This is a genomic window from Pseudomonas sp. PDM19, from assembly GCF_014852215.1.
Lineage (GTDB): Bacteria > Pseudomonadota > Gammaproteobacteria > Pseudomonadales > Pseudomonadaceae > Pseudomonas.
In genome coordinates this window covers 831,329-847,118 of record NZ_JACVBG010000004.1, presented here as the reverse complement: position 1 = coordinate 847,118, position 15,790 = coordinate 831,329, and the positions used below count along the sequence as shown (strand labels likewise).

13 protein-coding genes are annotated in these 15,790 nt (G+C 63.3%); 4 read left to right on the top strand and 9 right to left on the bottom strand.

What is annotated here, in order from left to right:
* The first annotated feature begins 17 nt into the window (after positions 1-17).
* From IB273_RS26175 to IB273_RS26160, 4 genes are all read left to right on the top strand, one after another.
* Positions 18-3,146, top strand: a complete 3,129-nt coding sequence (locus IB273_RS26175) for a DUF748 domain-containing protein (RefSeq protein ID WP_192225375.1) — start codon at positions 18-20, stop codon at positions 3,144-3,146.
* 11 nt (positions 3,147-3,157) lie between these two features.
* The gene (locus IB273_RS26170; RefSeq protein ID WP_139791700.1) at positions 3,158-3,448 is read left to right on the top strand and encodes a DUF2845 domain-containing protein; all 291 of its coding nucleotides are present in this window, start codon (positions 3,158-3,160) and stop codon (positions 3,446-3,448) included.
* Complete coding sequence (locus IB273_RS26165) at positions 3,445-3,768, top strand: DUF2845 domain-containing protein (protein ID WP_139791699.1); 324 nt, start codon at positions 3,445-3,447, stop codon at positions 3,766-3,768. Before IB273_RS26170 ends, IB273_RS26165 begins: the two co-directional genes overlap by 4 nt.
* Positions 3,769-3,841: 73 nt before the next feature.
* Complete coding sequence (locus tag IB273_RS26160; RefSeq protein ID WP_192225374.1) at positions 3,842-5,296, top strand: rhomboid family intramembrane serine protease; 1,455 nt, start codon at positions 3,842-3,844, stop codon at positions 5,294-5,296.
* A 62-nt stretch (positions 5,297-5,358) separates the two neighbouring features.
* On the opposite strand, the gene IB273_RS26155 is transcribed toward IB273_RS26160, so the two are convergent.
* The 9 genes from IB273_RS26155 to nusA all read right to left on the bottom strand — a co-directional run bounded on the left by IB273_RS26155 (position 5,359) and on the right by nusA (position 15,760).
* Positions 5,359-5,556, bottom strand: a complete 198-nt coding sequence (locus IB273_RS26155) for a CsbD family protein (protein ID WP_081520707.1) — start codon at positions 5,554-5,556, stop codon at positions 5,359-5,361.
* Positions 5,557-5,602: 46 nt separating this feature from the next.
* Entirely contained in the window at positions 5,603-5,950 is a 348-nt protein-coding gene (locus IB273_RS26150; RefSeq protein WP_081520706.1) for a BON domain-containing protein, read from the bottom strand.
* A gap of 193 nt (positions 5,951-6,143) precedes the next feature.
* Complete coding sequence (locus tag IB273_RS26145) at positions 6,144-7,565, bottom strand: DUF4013 domain-containing protein (protein WP_192225373.1); 1,422 nt, start codon at positions 7,563-7,565, stop codon at positions 6,144-6,146.
* A 94-nt stretch (positions 7,566-7,659) separates the two neighbouring features.
* Positions 7,660-9,765, bottom strand: a complete 2,106-nt coding sequence (pnp, locus tag IB273_RS26140; protein ID WP_081520704.1) for a polyribonucleotide nucleotidyltransferase — start codon at positions 9,763-9,765, stop codon at positions 7,660-7,662.
* A gap of 169 nt (positions 9,766-9,934) precedes the next feature.
* Positions 9,935-10,204: a 30S ribosomal protein S15 gene (gene rpsO / locus IB273_RS26135; protein ID WP_017518939.1), complete on the bottom strand. Its 270-nt coding sequence runs from the start codon at positions 10,202-10,204 to the stop codon at positions 9,935-9,937.
* Positions 10,205-10,302: 98 nt separating this feature from the next.
* A complete protein-coding gene (gene truB, locus IB273_RS26130) occupies positions 10,303-11,217 on the bottom strand; it encodes a tRNA pseudouridine(55) synthase TruB (protein WP_081520703.1) in 915 nt (304 codons plus the stop codon).
* A gap of 3 nt (positions 11,218-11,220) precedes the next feature.
* Positions 11,221-11,607 (bottom strand): 30S ribosome-binding factor RbfA, encoded by a 387-nt coding sequence (gene rbfA, locus IB273_RS26125; RefSeq protein WP_045216758.1) that lies wholly within the window; start codon positions 11,605-11,607, stop codon positions 11,221-11,223.
* Between the two features lie 106 nt (positions 11,608-11,713).
* Positions 11,714-14,251, bottom strand: coding sequence for a translation initiation factor IF-2 (gene infB / locus IB273_RS26120; RefSeq protein WP_192225372.1), 2,538 nt, complete (start codon positions 14,249-14,251; stop codon positions 11,714-11,716).
* Positions 14,252-14,278: 27 nt separating this feature from the next.
* On the bottom strand, positions 14,279-15,760 hold the full coding sequence (gene nusA, locus IB273_RS26115) for a transcription termination factor NusA (protein ID WP_017518943.1): 1,482 nt from the start codon (positions 15,758-15,760) through the stop codon (positions 14,279-14,281).
* Between the last annotated feature and the right edge of the window lie 30 nt (positions 15,761-15,790).

Sequence of the window (15,790 nt, the reverse complement as noted above, 5' to 3'; positions counted from 1 at the left end):
CGGAAACGACTCTCGCCATGCCCAAAGGATTGAAACGCGCCATCGGCGCGGTAGTGCTGTTAGTCCTCTTCTATTGCCTGCTGGGTTTTCTCATCCTGCCCGGCGTTGGACTGCGGATAGCCAACCAGCAACTGGCTCACTATTCGACCGTTCCGGCACGCCTGGAACGCATCGAGTTCAACCCGTTCAGTCTCGAACTCACCCTCTGGGGCCTGCATCTGGGTGACGACGGGCAGGAACAGGTCCGCTTCCGTCGACTCTATGCCAACCTCGAACTCGACAGCCTGTGGAAACGCAGGCTGCACCTCGCCGACGTTGAACTGGACGCACCGCACACCGAACTGCTGTTCGCCGAGAACGGCACGCTGAACCTGAGCCAACTGTTCAAGGTACCGCCCAGTGAGCCGGCCCCCGCACAGGAAGAACCCAGCGATCCCTTCCCGCTGCGCATCGACCGCATCCGCCTGGCCGAAGGCAGCCTGCACTTCCTCGACCGCCGCCCCAGCGAGCCGGTGGAATTCGTCTTCGACCCGATGGGCTTCGAGCTGCACAACCTCAGCACCCTACCTGAGGATGGCGCCGAAATGACCCTGGTCGCCACCGGCCCCCACGGCGGCAAGCTCGACTGGAAGGGCGACCTGAGCATCGTACCCTTCACCTCCAAGGGCAGCTTCACCCTTGACGGCGTGCCGCTGAAGGCCTGGTGGCCCTATGTGCGTGACAACGCACCGCTGAACCTGAACAACGGCATCCTCAGCGTGGCCTCCGACTACCATCTGGACCTCTCGAAGGGGACGCAACTCCTGCTGGACAAGGCCGCCATCAAGCTCCGCGACCTGGACCTCAGCTCCCCCGAAGGCAAACCACTGGCCAAGCTCGCCACCCTGGATGTCGCCGAAACCACCCTCGACCTCGTCAAGCAGGAAGTGGTGGTCGGCCAGATCCGCAGCCAGGGCCTGGAGGCCTGGGCGGCGCGGGAGAAGGACGGCCAGCTGGACTGGCAGAAACTCTTCGCCAACTTCAAACCCTACAAGCGCCCCGAGGAGCCCACACCGCAAGCGCAGGCCACTTCCGAGCCAGCGCCTGCCACCGAGACGGCAGCTGCAGCCGGCAAGGAGCAGAAGGCCCCGACTGACCAACCGGAAGCCCAGCCCAGCGCCCCCGCCACAACAGCCCAGGCCGAGCCAGCCAAACCGGCCGCTCCGTCCCAGCCGGAAACCAAGCTGGAAGCCAAGCCCGCCGAGGCTGACAAGCCTGCCCAGACGGCCGAGCAGAGCAAACCGGCCGAGCCGCAGAAGCCATGGCATGTAGTTTTGCGCGACACCCAGCTGCGCGGCTACAAGGCGCACCTTGCCGATCGCGCACCGGGAAAACCGGTGGCCCTGGAAATCGGCCCGCTGGACCTGGACCTGCAAAACGTCGACAGCGGCCTGACCTCGCCACTGCAGCTCAAGCTCAAGACCGGCCTCGGCCCGCGCGGGCAGATCGAAGCCAGCGGCCAGGTCATCCCCAGCCCGGTCAGCGCCAAGCTGAAGGTTTCGACCCGCGACATCGACCTGCGCGTCGCCCAGGCCTACATCGATCCGTTCATTCGTCTGGAGCTGCGCAGCGGCCTGCTGTCCAGCGACCTGGACGTCGACCTCAAGGGCACCGATCCGCTGGCCTTCAGCGTCACCGGCAGCGCTCAAGTCACCCAGCTGCACACCCTGGACACCCTCAAGAGCCGCGACTTCGTCAAATGGACCAAGCTGACCCTCGACGGCCTGGCCTACAAGCATGGCGATAGCCTGGTGATCCAGACCGTTTCGCTGGAAGAGCCCTACGCGCGCTTCATCATCAACGAAGACCGCAGCACCAACGTCAGCGAGCTGATCATTGCGCAACCGGAGTCCGCCTCGTCCACGGCGAGCAAGGGCAGCGCCTCGGGCAGTAACAGCAAGCCGCTGGGCATCCGTATCGGCGGCGTGAAGATCAACAACGGTTCGGCCAACTTCGCCGACCTGACGCTGCGCCCCGACTTCGCCACGGCCATCCAGCAACTGGGCGGTGAGATCGGCACCATCGACAACCGCAATCCGGCGCCGGCCTCGGTGGACGTCAAGGGCAAGGTCGACAAGTACGCGCCGGTCACCATCAAGGGCAGCCTCAACCCGTTCTCGCCGCTGGAGAAGCTGGACATCGCCACCAGCTTCAAACGCGTCGAGCTGACCACCCTGACGCCCTACTCCGGCAAGTTCGCCGGTTACCGCATCCGCAAGGGCCGGCTGAACCTGGACCTGCACTACCAGATCACCCAGGGCAAGCTCAAAGCCGACAACAAGGTACTGGTGGAACATCTGCAACTGGGCGAGAAGGTCGACAGCCCGGACGCCGTGGACCTGCCGGTGAAACTGGCGATCGCCCTGCTCAAGGACGCCAACGGCAACATCGACATCCAGCTACCGGTGGAAGGCGACCTGAACAACCCGCAGTTCAGCGTCATGCCCATCGTCTGGCAGACCCTGCGCAATCTGGTCGTGCGCGCCGTGCAGGCGCCGTTCAACTTCATCGCCGGCCTGGCCGGTGGCGGTGGTGGGCCTGACCTGAGCAACGTGGTGTTCGCCCCCGGTTCCAGCGAGCTGGACGCCAGCGCCCAGGGCAATCTCGACAAGCTGGCCGAAGCCCTCAAGCAGCGTCCGGCGCTGAAGCTGGAAGTCGAAGGCGTCGCCGCCGCCTCGAGTGACGGCCCGCTGCTGGCCGACAAGCGCCTGAAGCAGGAATACCAGAAGAACTACTACAGCATGTTGCAGCGCCGCGGCGACAAAGTGCCCAGCGACGCGAGCCAGTTGGAAGTGCCGGAAGATCTGCAGCCGGTCCTGCTCGAAGGCGTTTACCGCGCACGCCTGAAGAAGCAGCCGCCAGCGGAATGGCAGGACCTGAGCAAGGACGAGCGTTCGGCGAAGATGCGCCAGGCCGTGCTCGATTCCTGGAGCGACAGCCAGTTGCTGCTGCGCAAGCTCGGTCAGGAGCGCGCAACCCAGATCAAGGACTACCTGGTCGCCAAGGGTGGCCTGGGTGACGACCGCATCTACCTCATCGACGTCAGCTTCGGCGAAGCGGAGAATGGTGGCAGTGTGGCCACCCAGCTTCACCTTGATAGCGAATAAGGAGTCGTTCGATGAAAGCCCTGACCTGGATGTCCTGCGCCCTGCTGCTTTGCGCGGCGGGCGCCCAGGCGGAAAGCATGCGTTGCGGAAGCGCCCTGATCAACGCCGGCGACCGCGCCTGGGAAGTCGAGCAGAAGTGCGGTGCGCCGGATCACCGTGACGAAGTCGGTTACACCCTCGGTGGTTACGATCGCCGCGAGTACCGGGTGGAGGAGTGGGTCTACGGCCCGCGCAATGGCACCAGCTACATCCTCACCTTCGAAGCCAACAAGCTCAAAAGCATCGAGTTCAAACGCAATTGAAGACGCCCCTCGTACTGCGCCTGGCAGCCCTGCTGCTGCCCCTCGCCTTCACGCCCCTTGAGGCACAGGCCGCCAGCCTGCGTTGCAGCAGCAAGCTGATCAGCACCGGCGATGTCACCAGCGACGTACTGAGCCGGTGCGGCGAGCCGGTCAGCCGCTCCTTCCTCGGCTACAAGCAGGTACCCGGTCCGCGTTATGGCGAGTCGATGGAAGTAGCCGTAGAGGAATGGATCTACGGCCCCTGGAGCGGCATGCTGTATTTCGTCCGCTTCGAGGGCAACCGCCTGAGCGACATCCAGAGCAAGCGCAGCGGCAACTGACAGCCGTGCTGGCGGGATGCTAGTCTCGCCGCCACTCAAGCACTTACGCCATTCGGGCCAAGGACCGGTCGCCATGGTAATCGTCCCCGCCGAGCACCCGCTGGACTGGAAGAAACCTCCCGTCATCACGCTGCTGCTGATCGTCATCAACGTCCTGATCTACTTCGGCTACCAGGGCAGTGACAGCACCCGGCGCGAAGAAGCCGTGCGCATCTACCTCGAACAGGACCTGCTCAGCCATGAGCGGCCGTTGTTCAGCGCCTCGCTGGAACGCCGCGACCGACTGGAAGCCGACCAGCAGCGCGTCCTCGAAGCCCTTCCCCGCCAGCGATTGGCCTGGCTGGTACTCTCGGACCTGGAGTTCGGCCACGAACTGCGCGCCCTGCCTGCCTTCCAGCAGGACGCCGCCTGGCAGGCCTCGCGTCTCAGGGCCGAAACAGCGCGCGACCAGACCAGCAGCCTGCGCTTCGGCTTCATCCCCGAGCGCTTCACCGTGCAGGGCCTGTTCGGCTCGATGTTCCTGCATGGCAGCTTCTGGCACCTGGCCGGCAACATGGTGTTCCTGTTCATCTTCGGCTTCGCCCTCGAAGCGGCGCTGGGACGGGCCCTTTATCTGGGCCTCTACCTGTTCAGCGGTCTGTGCTCCGGCCTGCTGTGGTGGGCGCTCGATCCTTCCTGGGTTCCTGGCATCGGCGCCTCCGGCGCGATCTCCGGCTTGATGGGCATGTACATCGGCGTGTACGGCCTGAGGCGCATCCAGTTCTTCTACTGGCTCGGCCCCCTGATGGGCTACCTCAAGGCGCCGGCACTGTGGATCCTGCCGCTGTGGCTGGGCAAGGAGCTCTTCGGGCTGGTACGCGCCGCCGACCACGTGAACTACTACGCACACATTGGCGGTCTGGTGTCGGGTTTTCTCGCCGTCTGGCTACCGCGCAAGCTGGGGCGGATGCCGGTGGACGAGGCTTACCTGAGCAAAGAAGACCCGGACGCCCCCTTCAAGCGCGCCCTGGCGTCGCTGGACGAACAGATCGGCCGCTTTGCCCTCGACCAGGCTGCTGCACGCGGCCCGGAGCTGCTGCGGCAGTTTCCCGGCCAGCCGGTACTGGTCGAACGCCTGTACGGCGTCGCCAAGGGGCGGCAGGACCGCGCCCTGATGAGTGAAACCCTCAAGCAATTGTTCGCCCTGCCACCTTCCGCGGCAGCCGATGCGCTACTGCGCCGCCTCGCCGAGGAAAGTGCCGCCGCCGACGCCGGACTGCTGGCCCACCCGGCGATTCAGTTGCACCTGTTGCGCAAGCTGCTCCAGCGCAATGAGTCCTCACAGGCATTGCAATGCTGGCGTCGCCTGTCACGCTCGGGCCAACTGCCCGAACCGCTACCCGGCCTGACCCTGCAACTAGCCAAGCAGATGGGGCAAAAAGGCGACCTGCAGGCCGTGCGCGAACTCTCGCGCTTCCTCCGCCAGCACTACCCGGAAGCTGATCCAACCCGGCAGCTGACGATCTACCAGCAACACCTCGCCCCCTGATCTGCCCATGAAAAAGCCCCGCCGGCGAACCGGCGGGGCTTGGGTCATCCCTTTGCTGGGTGCTACAGACGGCTGCTGAAGTCGCGAACTTCCTCTTCCGCTTTCTCTTTGGTCCAGCCGTAGCGTTCCTGCAGTTTGCCTACCAGGTACTCGGCGTGTCCGTCTGCCGCTTGTACATCGTCGTCGGTCAGCTTGCCCCACTTTTCCTTCATAGTGCCGGACAACTGCTTCCACTTGCCTTTGATCACGTCAGTGTTCATGGCGATCCTCCTATTCGAGGTTGGATGGGGTGAGAAGCTGTGGTTCTTACTCGACCGATTTCAGGCCATCGGCGGAGACAGCGGTCACGCCCTTGATGCCTTTGGTGGTCTGAATGGCCAGTTCCTTCTCGGCGTCGGTCTTGACGTTACCCGAGAGGGAAACCACGCCCTTGTTGGTTTCGACCTTGATGTTGGTGCCGCTGATGTCCTTGTTGGCGATCAGCGAAGACTTCACTTTGCTGGTGATCCAAGTATCGGAAACCGCCTCTTCGGTTTTCTGAACTGTCTCGTTGGCGGCCAGAGTCGTCGGCTGGGCGAACACCGAGTTGGCGAACGAGAAGCTCAGGGCGGTTGCAGTGGCAGCGGCGAGAGCCAGTTTATTGAAACGTTTCATGGCGGTTTCTCCTGAATTATTGGAAAACTGCGGCCCGTGCCTGGCAGCAGTTGCACAAGTACTATCGCAAGCCCTGTGCCAGTTTTTCCTATTCAGTAAAACCCTTAAAAATCAAAACGTTATACAAAAAACACAAACACCCTTCACTTGCAGTTTGCAAAATCCGCCGCTGCGCTTCATGCAGGTTGCACGATCAGGTTCCGGAGCTTCGCCCCAGCTTCGCGAGCACGGCCTCGAGTTGCACCACCTCGCCCATCTGCTCGAACGCCGGATAGCGCTGGCGAATAAAGGCCAGCAGTTGCTGCGCGGGCTCCACCTGCCCCAGCTGTTCGGAGAACGCCCGCGCCGCCATCAGGTAGGCGCGAGGAATCCCGGGGTACTCCGGGAAACGCTTGTGCAGGTTTCGCAGCAGGCTCAGCCCCTCGCGGGCCTTGTGGCGCTCGATCAGGACCTCGGCAATGCGCTCGCACACGCTCGGGTCTTCCGGCAGGTAATCCGCCTGCAACTGCCGGGCATTGAGGAAGGCACTGGCAGCCAGCTGCGGATTGAGCCGGGTGGCCAGACCCAGATAGTGCGGCAGGTGATTCAGGCACTCGGCGCGCTCGTTCAGGGCGAAGAGCAGCTGGTGATAACGCTCGTTCAGCTTGAGGTCCTGGCGGCCTTCGCGCAGGGCCGCGACCAGTATCTCCAGGGCGGCGCCGGTCTGCCCCTCCTTGACCCGCACCTCCGCCTCGGCCAGCGCCTTGCGGCGGTGCCATTCCGGCGCGGCAAAGCCGGCTGGGGCGTCTTCCCCGGCGGAAACGTAGCCCAGCTCACCCTGATACTGGAACACGGCGTAACCCATCATGGCGCACATCACCACGGCGAAATAACCCGTCAGCCCCGCTACCACCGGGACCATCACCACTCGAGGCAAGCCGTTGGAGAGCAGCCAGCCGACATAGGTGGGGGATTGCCAGAGAATGAACAGGAACACGCAGAGAATCAGGTAACGCCAGCCCATGGCTGCAATGACCTGCCCCACTTCACTAGGGCTGAGCGCGGCGCCCAGGCTCTTGTCCAGGGACAACCGGATGATGCTCGCCGGCAGCACCAGCATGAGGCCGATGTTGGCGGCCCAGTAGACGGCCTCACTGTGGAAGTCGGCCGCCAGCCAGAGCAGGACGAGGGCTATCAGGAACACCGCCAGTTGCTGGAAAAAGGTCCGCAGGCTGTCGGCGCTGAAGGCCTCGATCAAGCCTGGGGCGTCCTGGCCACCAAAGCTCGCCGCCTCGATCACGCTGTGCAGGTACTTGGTTGCCACGCTGAGCAACGCAACCCAGAGCACGATCATCGCCGGCATGAACACGCAGGCCAGTGCCAGCAAGGCGCAGAAGGCCAGCGGCCCGGCCTGGAAGCCGTAGGCGAAGAATTTCGGCAGTCGCTCCCAGAAGGGTTGCGCGGTATTGGCCGCGCCGAGGAAGCGCAGATGGCCACGGCACAAAGGGCACGCCGGCGCGTACTCCGGGGCGTCGGCGTTGAGGGGAATACAGCAGTCGCCGTAATGACGCTCGCAGGGCTGGCAATGCCAGGTCGCGGGCTGGGCACTGTGGTAGTGACAGTAACGCTTGTCCATCTCGGGGCATCCTTGGAGCGAGATCGGCGAATAGCGCATTTTCAAGGCAAAAAAAGAGGGCCCGCAAGGGGCCCTCTTTCATTTCGCCGATTGCTTAAACGCCAGAGGCTTCAGCAGCGGCTACGTCCTTGATGGACAGCTTGATGCGGCCGCGGTTGTCCACGTCGAGAACCAGGACTTTGACTTCCTGGCCTTCCTGCAGAACGTCGGTGACCTTGTCGATGCGCTTGTCGCTGATCTGCGAGATGTGCACCAGACCATCCTTGCCCGGCAGGATGTTGACGAAGGCACCGAAGTCCACGATGCGCTCGACCTTGCCGACGTAGATCTTGCCGATCTCGGCTTCCGCGGTGATACCCAGGACGCGCTGCTTGGCGGCCTCGGCAGCTTCCTTGGTTTCGCCGTAGATCTTCACACTGCCGTCGTCCTCGATGTCGATCGAGGCCTTGGTCTCTTCGCAGATGCTGCGAATGGTGGCGCCGCCCTTGCCGATGACGTCGCGGATCTTGTCGGTGTCGATCTTCATCTGGATCATGGTCGGAGCGTTTTCCGACAGCTCGGCGCGCGGAGCGGCGATGATCTGGTTCATCTGGCCGAGGATGTTCAGGCGAGCTTCCAGGGCCTGGCCCAGGGCGATCTCCATGATCTCTTCGGTGATGCCGTTGATCTTGATGTCCATCTGCAGGGCGGTAACGCCCTTGTCGGTACCGGCGACCTTGAAGTCCATGTCGCCCAGGTGGTCTTCGTCACCCAGGATGTCGGTCAGGATGGCGAACTTGTCACCTTCCTTCACCAGGCCCATGGCGATACCGGCAACCGGCGCCTTGACCGGAACACCGGCGTCCATCAGAGCCAGGGAAGCACCGCAAACGGAAGCCATGGAGCTGGAACCGTTGGATTCGGTGATCTCGGAAACGACGCGGATGGTGTAGGGGAACTCGTCCTGGGTCGGCAGCATGGCAGCGACGCTGCGGCGTGCCAGACGGCCGTGGCCGATTTCACGACGGCCCGCGCTGCCCATACGGCCACACTCGCCTACCGAGAACGGCGGGAAGTTGTAGTGCAGCATGAAGGGGTCTTTGCGCTCGCCTTCGAGGGTGTCGAGCAGCTGCGCGTCACGGGCGGTACCGAGGGTGGCAACGACCAGGGCCTGGGTTTCGCCACGGGTGAACAGCGCCGAGCCGTGGGTCTTGCCCAGTACGCCGACTTCGATACGCAGCGGGCGAACGGTGCGGGTGTCGCGGCCGTCGATACGCGGTTTGCCGTTGACGATGTTTTCGCGAACGGTGCGGTATTCCAGCAGGCCGAAGACTTCTTTGACTTCACCTGCGGAGAACTGGCCTTCGCCTTCGCCGGCGAACTTGGCGACGATCTGCTCGCGCAGGGCGTCCAGGGCCGCGTAACGGTCCTGCTTGACGGTAACGGTGTAAGCCTCGGAGATGGCGGCACCGAACTCGGCCTTGATGGTGTTGACCAGGGTAGTGTTCTCGACCGGAGCGGACCAGTTCCAGGTCGGCTTGCCAGCTTCGGTTGCCAGTTCGGCAACGGCGCGGATGACCGCCTGGAATTCTTCGTGGGCGAACAGAACGGCGCCCAGCATCTGGTCTTCGGTCAGCTCGTCGGCTTCGGACTCAACCATCAGCACGGCGTCGGAGGTACCGGCCACGACCATGTCGAGGCTGGAGCTCTGCTGCTGCTCATAGGTCGGGTTGAGGATGTAGCCGATTTCCGGGTGGAAGCCAACACGGGCAGCGCCGATCGGGCCGGCGAACGGAATGCCGGAGATCGCCAGGGCGGCGGAGGTGCCGATCATGGCAGCGATGTCCGGATCGGACTTCTTGTTGGTGGAAACGACGGTGCAGACAACCTGCACTTCGTTCATGAAACCTTCCGGGAACAGCGGACGGATCGGACGGTCGATCAGGCGCGAGGTCAGGGTTTCCTTCTCGGAAGGACGGCCTTCACGCTTGAAGAAACCACCGGGGATACGGCCGGCTGCGTAGGTCTTCTCCTGGTAGTGCACGGAGAGCGGGAAGAAGCTCTTGCTCGGGTCGGCCTGCTTGGCGCCGACAACGGTGCAGAGCACGGTGACGTCGTCCATGGTGACCAGGACGGCACCGGTGGCCTGGCGGGCGATGCGGCCAGTCTCGAGGGTTACGGTCGACTGACCGAACTGGAATTTCTTGGTTACCGGGTTCACGGTTTTTCTACCTTCGCTTTAGTTGCCTTGGGGGAAATTGTGGAAATGCCGGGAGTCGGACCCGATTTCATTCCCTGTAAAAGCGAGAAAGCCGGGAGCCAGAGCCGATGGGCGGTTTACACCGCCCATCGACCCCGGACTCCCAGCTTCCCACTTCAGGCTTGCCGTCTTAGCGACGCAGGCCCAGGCGACCGATCAGGGCGCTGTAACGAGAGGTGTCCTTGCTCTTCAGGTAGTCCAGCAGCTTACGACGCTGGTTAACCATACGGATCAGGCCACGACGGGAGTGGTGGTCTTTGCCGTTGGCCTTGAAGTGGTCCTGCAGCTTGTTGATGTTGGCGGACAGCAGTGCAACCTGCACTTCCGGGGAACCGGTGTCGCCTTCAGCTTGCTTGTACTCGTTAACGATCTGGGCTTTTTCTTGGACGCTCAGTGCCATGATGGGGCTTCCTCTGAGGTAACAGGCCAGGGACTTATCCCTGTGTTCATAGTAAGAGGAGTGACCGTGCCTGCTGACAGCCACCCTCGGTTTCGGTCTTAAGACCGAATCAGTCGACGCGGCGCCAGGCGCCCGTCTTCGACCACTTCACCGATACCGATGAAGCGGCCTTCATGATCCTGCACCCGCAGCATGCCGAACTTCGGCATATCGGGGGCGCGTACCGGCTGACCATGCAGCCAGTAATAGGCGCTGTGCTCCGACAACTGCAGCAGCGGCCAGTGTTCCAGGCCGGCATCCACCGGCAGCAGGAAGCGGTCGAGGGCTTCGTTGCCACCCTCGGCATGGACTTTCTCGAGCTCCTCCAGCGTCACCGACTGGTTCAGCTGAAACGGACCTGCCTGTGTCCGGCGCAGAGCGGCGACGTGTGCGCCACAACCAAGTTCGCGGCCGAGGTCTTCGACCAGGGTGCGAATGTAGGTGCCCTTGCTGCAGGAAACCGCCAGGGTCGCACAGGGCGACTCGAACGCGAGCATTTCCAGGCGCGCAATAGTAACAGAACGCGCCTCGCGCTCCACTACCTCTCCGGCACGGGCCAGCTTGTACAACGGCTGGCCGTCCTTCTTCAGCGCCGAGTACATCGGCGGCACCTGCTCTATGTCGCCACGGAAGCGTGGCAGCAAGGCCTCGATGGCTTCCCGACCAGCGGTCACTTCGCGCTGCTCGACCACCTCACCCTCGGCATCGGCGGTGGTGGTAGTGACGCCGAGCTTGGCAATCGTCTCGTAGGCCTTGTCGGCGTCGAGCAGGTACTGGGAGAACTTGGTCGCCTCGCCGAAACACAGCGGCAGCACGCCAGTGGCCAGCGGATCGAGGCTGCCGGTGTGCCCGGCCTTCTCGGCATTGAGCAGCCAGCGCACCTTCTGCAGCGCCTGGTTGGAGCTCATGCCCAGCGGCTTGTCGAGAATCAGCACACCGTTGACCGCACGGCGAATGCGTTTCACCTGGGCCACGCGTTACTCCTCGGAATCGCCGCCGCGACGATCGGCGGCCACCGCGCGCTCGATCAACGCCGACAGTTCGGCACCGCGACGGATGCTGGCGTCGTAGCTGAAGTGCAGTTGCGGCACGGTGCGCAGCTTCATCGCCTTGCCCAGCTGCATGCGCAGGAAGCCTGCGGCATCGTTGAGGATGCTGGTGTTCTGTTTCACCACTTCGGCGTTGTCATCCTGCCCCATCACGGTGACGTACACCTTGGCATGGGACAGGTCACGGGCCACGTCGACGCCGGTGATGGTCACCAGGCCGAGACGCGGGTCCTTGATTTCACGCTGGATCAGCAGCGCCAGTTCGCGCTGCATCTGGTCGCCGATACGCTGGGTACGGCTGTACTCTTTAGCCATTTTTCTAACCTGCTTACCCGAGCCGCGAGGCTCCGGGTCTGAAAGCGGCAAACGCCCGGGGCAGCAATTCAGCTGGCCCGGGCGCTGCGTTCACGCTCGAATACCCTTACAGAGTACGAGCGACTTCGACCTTCTCGAACACTTCGATCTTGTCGCCGACGCGGACGTCGTTGTAGCTCTTCACGCCAATGCCGCATTCCATGCCGGCACGGACTTCGGAGACGTCATCCTTGAAGCGACGCAGGGATTCCAGCTCGCCTTCGAAGATGACCACGTCGTCGCGCAGTACGCGGATCGGACGGTTGCGGTGCACCAGACCCTCGGTGACCATGCAGCCGGCGACCGCGCCGAACTTCGGCGAACGGAACACGTCACGCACTTCGGCGATACCCAGGATGTTCTCGCGAACATCGCTGCCGAGCATGCCGGTCAGGGCTTTCTTGACATCTTCGATGATGTCGTAGATCACGTTGTAGTAACGCATGTCGAGGCCTTCGGACTCGACGATCTTGCGCGCACCGGCGTCGGCACGGACGTTGAAGCCGAACAGCACCGCGTTGGAGGCCAGCGCCAGGTTGGCATCGGATTCGGTGATACCACCGACGCCGCCACCGACCACGCGAACCTGCACTTCGTCGTTGCCCAGGCCACTGAGCGAGCCCTGCAGGGCTTCCAGCGAACCACGGACATCGGACTTGAGCACGATGTTGAGGGTCTTCTTCTCTTCCTGGCCCATGTTCTCGAAGATGTTTTCCAGCTTGCCGGCATGGGCACGAGCCAGTTTCACTTCGCGGAACTTGCCCTGGCGGAACAGAGCAACTTCGCGGGCCTTCTTCTCGTCGGCAACCACGGTCATCTCGTCGCCGGCGTCCGGGGTACCATCGAGGCCGAGGATCTCGACCGGAATGGACGGGCCCGCTTCCTTGATCGGCTTGCCGTTCTCGTCGAGCATCGCACGGACGCGGCCGTAGTTGACGCCGACCAGGACCATGTCGCCCTGACGCAGGGTACCGTCCTGGACCAGCACGGTGGCTACCGGGCCACGGCCCTTGTCCAGACGGGACTCGACCACCACGCCACGGCCCGGGGCCGACGGAGTGGCTTTGAGTTCGAGTACTTCAGCCTGCAGCAGCACGGCTTCGAGCAGCTCGTCGACACCGGTACCCAGCTTGGCGGAAACGTGAACGTACGGAGCATCGCCGCCCCACTCTTCCGGGATCACGTCCAGAGCGGCCAGGCCATTCTTGATGTTGTCCGGGTTGGCGTCGGGCTTGTCGATCTTGTTCACCGCGACCACGATCGGCACGCCAGCCGCTTTCGCGTGCTGTACGGCTTCCTGGGTCTGCGGCATCACGCCGTCATCCGCTGCCACCACCAGGATGACGATGTCGGTCGCCTGGGCACCACGGGCACGCATCGCGGTGAACGCGGCGTGGCCAGGGGTGTCGAGGAAGGTGACCATGCCGCGGTCGGTTTCCACGTGGTAGGCACCGATGTGCTGGGTGATGCCGCCGGCTTCGCCAGCTGCAACCTTCGCACGACGGATGTAGTCGAGCAGCGAGGTCTTGCCGTGGTCGACGTGGCCCATGACGGTCACGACCGGCGCGCGGGAAACCGCTTCACCTTCGAACTTCAGGGATTCGGCCAGTTGCTCTTCCAGGGCGTTCTCGCTGACCAGCTTGACCTTGTGGCCGAGTTCTTCGGCGATCAGCTGGGCGGTTTCCTGGTCGAGGACCTGGTTGATGGTCACCGGGGTGCCCATCTTGAACATGAACTTGACGACCTCGGCACCCTTCACCGACATCTGGGCAGCGAGATCGCCCACGGTGATGGTCTCGCCGATATTCACTTCACGCACAATCGGTCCTGTCGGGCTCTGGAACCCGTGCTGGTTACGCTTCTTCAGCTTGCCTTTGCCACGGCCACCGCCGCGACGGCCAAAGCTGTCGTCGTCGTCGCCACCACCGCTGCGTACAACGCGCGGGGCAGTGGTCTTTTCCTTTTCCTTGATCGACGGGCGATGCTGGGCATGCTTGCGATCACGGCGCTCGTCCTCTTCGTCGCGCTTGGGCGCGCGGCGCACTTCGTCCTTCTTGCGGTCGTCCGCAGCAGGAGCGGCAGCGGCCGGGGCAGCAGGAGCGACAGCAGGAGCTGCGGCGCGCGGCGCCTCGGCAGCGGCCGGAGCGGTGGCAGCAGGAGCGACATCAGCGGTCTGCCGAGCGGCGTCCGCCTGACGGCGAGCCTCTTCCGCAGCGGCGCGCTGGCGAGCCTCTTCCTCGGCCTTCACACGTACGGCTTCTTCAGCGGCACGCTGCTCTTCCAGCTCGCGCTGGCGCTCGGCCTCAAGCTCTTCAGGATCGCGCTTGACGTAGGTCTTCTTCTTGCGAACCTCGACGCTGACGGTCTTGCTGCCAGCGACCCGAATGGTCGAGGTGGTCTTGCGTTGCAGGGTGATCTTGCGCGGCTCATCCGCGCGATCACCATGGCTGCCTTTCAAGTGGGCCAGCAGCGCCTGTTTCTCGCTGTCGGTCACCACCTGCTCGGCGTTGTTATGCGGCAGACCCGCTTCGCGCATCTGCTGCAGCAGGCGCTCTACCGGCGTATCGACCGTCTTGGCCAGTTCTTTCACCGTGACTTGCGTCATGCACTTCTCTCCTCAGGCCGCGAATGCTTACTCGAACCAATGGGCCCGGGCGGCCATGATCAACTTGCCGGCACGCTCTTCGTCCATGCCGTCGATGTCGAGCAGGTCGTCAATAGACTGCTCGGCAAGATCTTCACGGGTGGTTACGCCACGCAGCGCCAGGTCCACGGCCAGCTCTTTGGTCATACCATCGAGGCTGAGCAGGTCTTCGGCAGGTTGTGCGTCGGCGAGTTTCTCTTCAGTGGCGATGGCTTTGGTCAGCAGGCGGTCCTTGGCACGCGAGCGCAGCTCGTTGACGATGTCTTCGTCGAAGCCGTCGATGCTGAGCATCTCTTCCATCGGTACGTAGGCAATCTCTTCCAGGGTGGTGAAACCTTCTTCAACCAGAACCTGGGCGAGTTCTTCATCGACATCCAGCTCGTCGACGAAGCGCTGCAGGATGTCGCCAGTTTCAGCCTGCTGTTTGGCCTGGATATCGGCCTCGGTCATCACGTTCAGGGTCCAGCCGGTGAGCTGGCTGGCCAGACGGACGTTCTGGCCACTGCGGCCGATGGCCTGTGCCAGGTTGTCCTCGGCGACGGCGATATCCATGGTGTGGGTATCTTCGTCGACGATGATCGCTGCCACTTCGGCCGGGGCCATGGCGTTGATCACGAACTGCGCAGGATTGTCGTCCCAGAGGACGATGTCCACACGCTCGCCGCCCAGTTCGCCGGAGACGGCCTGGACGCGGGAACCACGCATACCGATGCAGGCGCCCTGCGGGTCGATACGCTTGTCCTTGGAGCGAACGGCGATCTTGGCGCGCGAACCCGGGTCACGGGCAGCGGCCATCACGTCGATCAGTTGCTCGGCGATTTCCGGTACTTCGATGCGGAACAGTTCGATCAGCATTTCCGGCGCGGTACGCGACAGGATCAGCTGAGGGCCACGGTTCTCGCTGCGGATTTCCTTCAGCAGGGCACGCACGCGGGTGCCGACGCGGAAGGTTTCACGCGGGATGATCTGGTCGCGGGCCAGCAGCGCTTCGGCGTTGTTGCCCAGATCGACGATGACGTTGTCGCGGGTGACCTTCTTGACGGTGCCGGAGATGATCTCGTTGACCTTCTCGCGGTAGGCGTCGACCACCTGGGCGCGCTCGGCTTCGCGAACCTTCTGCACGATGACCTGCTTGGCGGTCTGTGCGGCGATACGGCCGAACTCGATGGACTCGATCTTCTCTTCAATGACCTCGCCGGCTTTCATGCCGGGGTGCTCTTCCTGCACGTCTTCGACGGTCAGTTCCGATGCCGGATTGGAGTAGTCCTCGTCTTCGACGATGGTCCAGCGACGGAAGGTTTCGTAGTTGCCGTTGGCGCGGTTGATTTCCACGCGCAGGTCAACCTCGTCCTCGAAACGCTTTTTGGTCGCGGTCGCCAGAGCGAGCTCCAGCGCTTCGAAAATCACGCCAGGCGGTACACCCTTCTCGTTGGATACCGACTCAACAACCAGCAGTACTTCTTTGCTCATCGTACGCCTCGCCTTTCAATCCATTGGAAT

Coding starts and splice junctions, on each gene's coding strand:
- IB273_RS26175 (WP_192225375.1), top strand. CDS start 18: ATGCCCAAAGGATTGAAACGCGCCATCGGCGCGGTAGTGCTGTTAGTC.
- IB273_RS26170 (WP_139791700.1), top strand. CDS start 3,158: ATGAAAGCCCTGACCTGGATGTCCTGCGCCCTGCTGCTTTGCGCGGCG.
- IB273_RS26160 (WP_192225374.1), top strand. CDS start 3,842: ATGGTAATCGTCCCCGCCGAGCACCCGCTGGACTGGAAGAAACCTCCC.
- IB273_RS26155 (WP_081520707.1), bottom strand. CDS start 5,556: ATGAACACTGACGTGATCAAAGGCAAGTGGAAGCAGTTGTCCGGCACT.
- IB273_RS26150 (WP_081520706.1), bottom strand. CDS start 5,950: ATGAAACGTTTCAATAAACTGGCTCTCGCCGCTGCCACTGCAACCGCC.
- IB273_RS26145 (WP_192225373.1), bottom strand. CDS start 7,565: ATGGACAAGCGTTACTGTCACTACCACAGTGCCCAGCCCGCGACCTGG.
- rpsO (WP_017518939.1), bottom strand. CDS start 10,204: ATGGCACTGAGCGTCCAAGAAAAAGCCCAGATCGTTAACGAGTACAAG.
- rbfA (WP_045216758.1), bottom strand. CDS start 11,607: ATGGCTAAAGAGTACAGCCGTACCCAGCGTATCGGCGACCAGATGCAG.
- infB (WP_192225372.1), bottom strand. CDS start 14,251: ATGACGCAAGTCACGGTGAAAGAACTGGCCAAGACGGTCGATACGCCG.
- nusA (WP_017518943.1), bottom strand. CDS start 15,760: ATGAGCAAAGAAGTACTGCTGGTTGTTGAGTCGGTATCCAACGAGAAG.